Consider the following 5019-nt stretch of genomic DNA (forward strand, 5'->3'; position numbering starts at 1 on the left):
TGTTAAAGTAACTGCAAAACCTGATGGAACATTGAAGGTTGAAGTGACAACAAACACTCCGCACGCCTCACAAGCAAATAAATCTACTTCAGGAACTGCGAATGGTAAATCGGATGCAACATTAGCTAAACCTGATAATACTAAAGCGATTGAAGACTTATTTAAGAATGCAAAATTAATCCACCAAGGTAATAGAACAACTGCGGAAGTGGCAAATTCAATGAATAAAGGTTCACTAGCTGATAAGATCAAAGCTATTGAATCAGAAACAGGTATTAAAGTTCCAACAACAGTTAATGGAACAAAAATAACGGGTATTAAAATAACAGAAAAAACCGATGGTGTTATTGGTGTTGAAATCACTACTGAAACACTAGGTGCAAAAATATTCATTAAAACAATCGCCACTGAAATAACGGGTGATAAAGAAATTGCAATTGATGTAAATAAGGCTGATAAATTACAAAAGAGAAACCTCGACGCTATTAAAAAAGCAATCGATGGTCATACGATCACAAACCAAGGTAAACAAAAAGTATCTGATATTGCAAAAGAAATAAATAAAAAGGATTCTATTGCAAAGAAAATTGAAGAACTTAAAAAACACGGTATTATCATTCCAAAAACAAAAGGAACAGATATCACAAAAATTAAAGTAACTGGTAAAGCTAATGGAGAGGTTATCATTTCAGTGTCAACAAACACTCCAAATGCTAAAAATCCAACAAACGGAAGTCCAGTGAAAGGTGTATCAAAAGGTGTGTCAAATATTGTGATTTCTCAAAATGATGCAATAAGTAAACTTAAAGAATTATTAAAAGATGCCAAACTTATCAACCAAAAAAATAGAACCACGGCAGAAATTGCTAAAACAATGAATGAAGGAAATCTTGATAACAAGATCAAACTAATTAAGAAGGAAGTGGGGATTGATATCCCGAAATATATTGGTAAAACGAAGATTACTGGTATTGATATTTCAGAAAAAGCAGACGGAATAATTAATGTAGTTATCGCAACAAACACACCAGGTGCTGATCAACCGAAAATTGAAGTAAAAGGTGTTGTTAAAGGAAAAAGAAAACTACTTAAAAATATTGGTAAAAAACTTAAACCTTCAACTCGCAACAAGAAACATAAAAAGCAAATTAAGGGTAAAAATAACGTTGTTAATTCAACGCAGAAGAAGAAATCTACAAAACCAATTTTAATAGCATTAGCAAGTATGGCGGGTGGTATTGTTGCCGCTTTAGGAGCTCTTCTATTTGGAAAAGGTAAAAAATAAAAAGAATGAACTGGCTAAGCTGGTTTATTTTTTTAAAAGGATTATTTTTAGTTTAATATTTTTTATTTAAAGAGATAAAGCAAAAAAAACTATTTTTTTCAATGAATTGAGATATAATTTAGTGTATTTTACAAATACTACAACAAATTAAACTTTGAAAAAAGATTAGTTTTAATTAAATACTATTTTGGCGAATAGTAGGTATTTGTTGAATGAAAATATATTTAATAAAAGGGAAGTTTTTTTAAAAGCAGCACATTAAAAAAACACATGTTAGGAGAAAAAATGAACAATAAATTGAAAGCGAGCGCATTAGGTACGATCGCATTATTATCAGCGGCAACAATTGGTATAGGTACTACCATTGCGCTAAGAACAGTTAAAGAAGAAGATAATTCAATCTTAGTGAGTAATGCCAAATCTATACAAGAAAATTTTGCTAAAGTTGTGAAACCTGAAGTGGATGCTTTAGATAAAACAGCGTTAAATAAATTACAAAATCAAATTAATGCAAATATTAAAGATTTACTAGTTATGACTAAAGGTGAGTATAAAACTGTTGAAAAAATTGATTTAGTTCACCTTTTAAATGGTAAAAAATCTGTTGGCATAGAAGATGTTAAAAAAGTTATAAAGGAATTTTTCAAGGATTCTAAGAACTGAAAAGTAAAAGCAACTATTAGTCAAAGGAATGAGTTTGAAAAAGATCAAAAACAATGAAAAACGTCGAACGAAGAAAAAGAAATAGCAGCAAACGCAGCAAAAGATGCTGAAGCAGAATTAACAGCAGCCAAAGAAAAAACAGCTGCACTTAAAAAAACAGCAACAGATGCAACAACAACAGCAGCTAACGCCGCAACTGCCGCAAAAGATGCTAAAACAAAACTAGCATCAGCAACAGCGAAAACAGCCGCACTTACAAAAACTGCAACAGATGCAGCAACAACAGCAACAAATGCAGCAAATGCAGCAAAAGACGCTAAAACAAAACTAGCATCAGCAACAGCGAAAACAGCCGCACTTACAAAAACAGCAACAGATGCAGCAACAGCAGCAACAAATGCAGCAAATGCAGCAAAAGACGCTAAAACAAAACTAGCATCAGCCAAAACAAAAACAGCTGCACTTACAAAAACTGCAACAGATGCAGCAACAGCAGCAACTAATGCAGCAAACGCAGCAAAAGATGCTAAAACAAAACTAGCATCAGCCAAAGCAAAAACAGCCGCACTTACAAAAACGGCAACAGATGCAGCAACAGCAGCAACAAATGCAGCAAACGCAGCAAAAGATGCTGAAGCAGAATTAACAGCAGCCGAAGCAAAAACAGCCGCACTTACAAAAACAGCAACAGATGCAGCAACAGCAGCAACTAATGCAGCAAACGCAGCAAAAGATGCCGAAGCAGAATTAACAGCAGCCAAAACAAAAACAGCTGCACTTACAAAAACAGCAACAGATGCAGCAACAGCAGCAGCTAACGCCGCAACTGCCGCAAAAGATGCTGAAGCAGAATTAACAGCAGCCAAAGCAAAAACAGCCGCACTTACAAAAACAGCAACAGATGCAGCAACAGCAGCAACTAGTGCAGCAAATGCAGCAAAAGATGCTGAAGCAGAATTAACAGCAGCCAAAGCAAAAACACCTGCACTTACAAAAACAGCAACAGATGCAGCAACAGCAGCAACTAATGCAGCAAACGCAGCAAAAGATGCTGAAGCAGAATTAACAGCAGCCAAATCAAAAACACCTGCACTTACAAAAACAGCAACAGATGCAGCAAAAGCAGCAACAGATGCAGCAAATGCAGCAAAAGATGCTGAAGCAGAATTAACAGCAGCCGAAGCAAAAACAGCTGCACTTACAAAAACAGCAGCAAACGCAGCAACAGCAGCAGCTAACGCCGCAAATGCAGCAAAAGACGCTGAAACAAAACTAGCATCAGCAACAGCAAAAACACCTGCACTTACAAAAGCTGCAACAGATGCAGCAACAGCAGCAACAGATGCAGCAAATGCAGCAAAAGACGCTGAAACAAAACTAGCATCAGCAACAGCAAAAACAGCCGCACTTACAAAAGCCGCAACAGATGCTAATAAAAAAGTGGGTTCAATTAAAAAAGAAATTGAATCACTTAAAAATGATATTGATGCATTAACTAAAAAAACAAGTTCATTAACAAATTCTATAAGTCAAGCTAAATCTGCTAAAAAAACAGCGGATGAAGAATTAAAGAAATTAAGAGATGTTTTATCTAACGAGTTAGCGAAAACAGCTAAATTAAATAATGATTTAAAAGATGCTCAAACAAAAGAACAAAATATAATAAATTCTTTAAGTAAAACACAAAAAGACTTAGCAACAGCTAAATCAAAAACATCCGCACTTGAAAAAGCGATGTTAGATGCATCAAAAGCAGCAAAAGACGCTGAAACAGCTGCGAATAAAGCTTTAAAAGATTTAAATGATGAAAAAGCAAAAACAGCCGCTTTAAATACGAAACTAACTAAAGCATCTAATGATGCGAAAGATATTGAAACAAAAGTTAACGATAAAACTAATGAGTTAAAAGTAGCTAAAGATGAACAAGCAAAGTTAAAACTAGATGAAGCACAAGCAACTAAAGCGAAAAATGAAGCGCTAGCGAAACATAGGCAGGCAACCGATGATAAAAATGATGCAATTAATGCAAAAAATGCAAAACAAAAAGCAGTTAAAGTTATCAAGGATAAATTAGCAGACGTTGTTAAAAATCTTGTACAAAAAAAGAATGAAATTAAAGCAATTGCTACAAAAACAGCTGGAGATGTTATGACTGATGCTAAGCAATTTTAGCAATAAAAAAGAATGAGACAAGAATAATGGATTCTGGTTCATGAGAAAGAGAATTAAAGGAGAAATTAAGAGCTGAAAATGAAGAGTGAAGAAAGAAAGATGCGAAAATTATTCAAGAATTCAACAGAATTGCTAAAGAAGAGGCAAAAGGTAAAGTTCATTGAAGTTCATTCTTATTAGATATTAAAGACCCGAATGCCGCAAAAAATCTTGCTAAATTAAAAGATGAAGTGAAAACATTAAATCAAGAAAAACAAAAACTTAATTCTGAATTAAAAATAGCAAATGATGAATTAGCTGTTGCTGATAAAGAATTTACCAAATTAAGTAAGATATCTGATGATACGAGAAAAGATTACATGGAAAATGGTAAAAAAGCGAGACGAATCAAAAAAGCTATGAGAGCAAAGGCAACTTTAATCAAGTCCTTAGAGGATGAGAAAACAACATTGGATACAAGTCTTACAAAAGCAAAATCTGCAGAACAAAAAGCACAAAAAGATTTTGATGATAACAAGAAATTAATTGCGGACTTAACAACCAAACAACAAAGTACTAAGAAAACATTTGAAGATTTAACAAGTAGTTCAAACTCTAGTCAAACAGCATTTAACAAAAACAAAGCAGCTATTGCTGCAGCTGAAAAAACAATAAAAGAATTAAATACTAAAAAAACTAATGCATCATCAACAACAAACCAAGCTCAATTAGCATTAACAAATAATGGTGACGCTATTAAAAAAGCTCAAAAAGATGTTGATACAAAAACAATAGAAGTTGCACAAAGAGATAGTGATGTAACAACTGCTGAAAAGAATAAAAAAACTAATGATGATTTAATTGCTTCTAAAACAACTGAAAAGAATAAAAAAGAAACTGAGTTAATAAAAGCAACTTCT

Annotated in this window: 3 protein-coding genes; all 3 read left to right on the forward strand. The window is 33.5% G+C overall.

Features of this window, described 5'->3' with window-relative positions:
- Nucleotides 1-1285: hypothetical protein (locus C4B25_RS04770; RefSeq protein WP_168380703.1), on the forward strand; the 1285-nt coding region annotated here is incomplete at its 5' end.
- A gap of 285 nt (nucleotides 1286-1570) precedes the next feature.
- Nucleotides 1571-4120, forward strand: a complete 2550-nt coding sequence (locus C4B25_RS04775) for a coiled-coil domain-containing protein (RefSeq protein WP_168380704.1) — start codon at nucleotides 1571-1573, stop codon at nucleotides 4118-4120.
- Between the two features lie 26 nt (nucleotides 4121-4146).
- The coding region (locus C4B25_RS04275; RefSeq protein ID WP_131613870.1) for a coiled-coil domain-containing protein at nucleotides 4147-5019 on the forward strand (873 nt) is incomplete at its 3' end.

Source organism: Mycoplasma todarodis, assembly GCF_004335995.1.
Classification (GTDB): Bacteria; Bacillota_I; Bacilli_A; order Mycoplasmatales; family Metamycoplasmataceae; genus Mycoplasma_K; species Mycoplasma_K todarodis.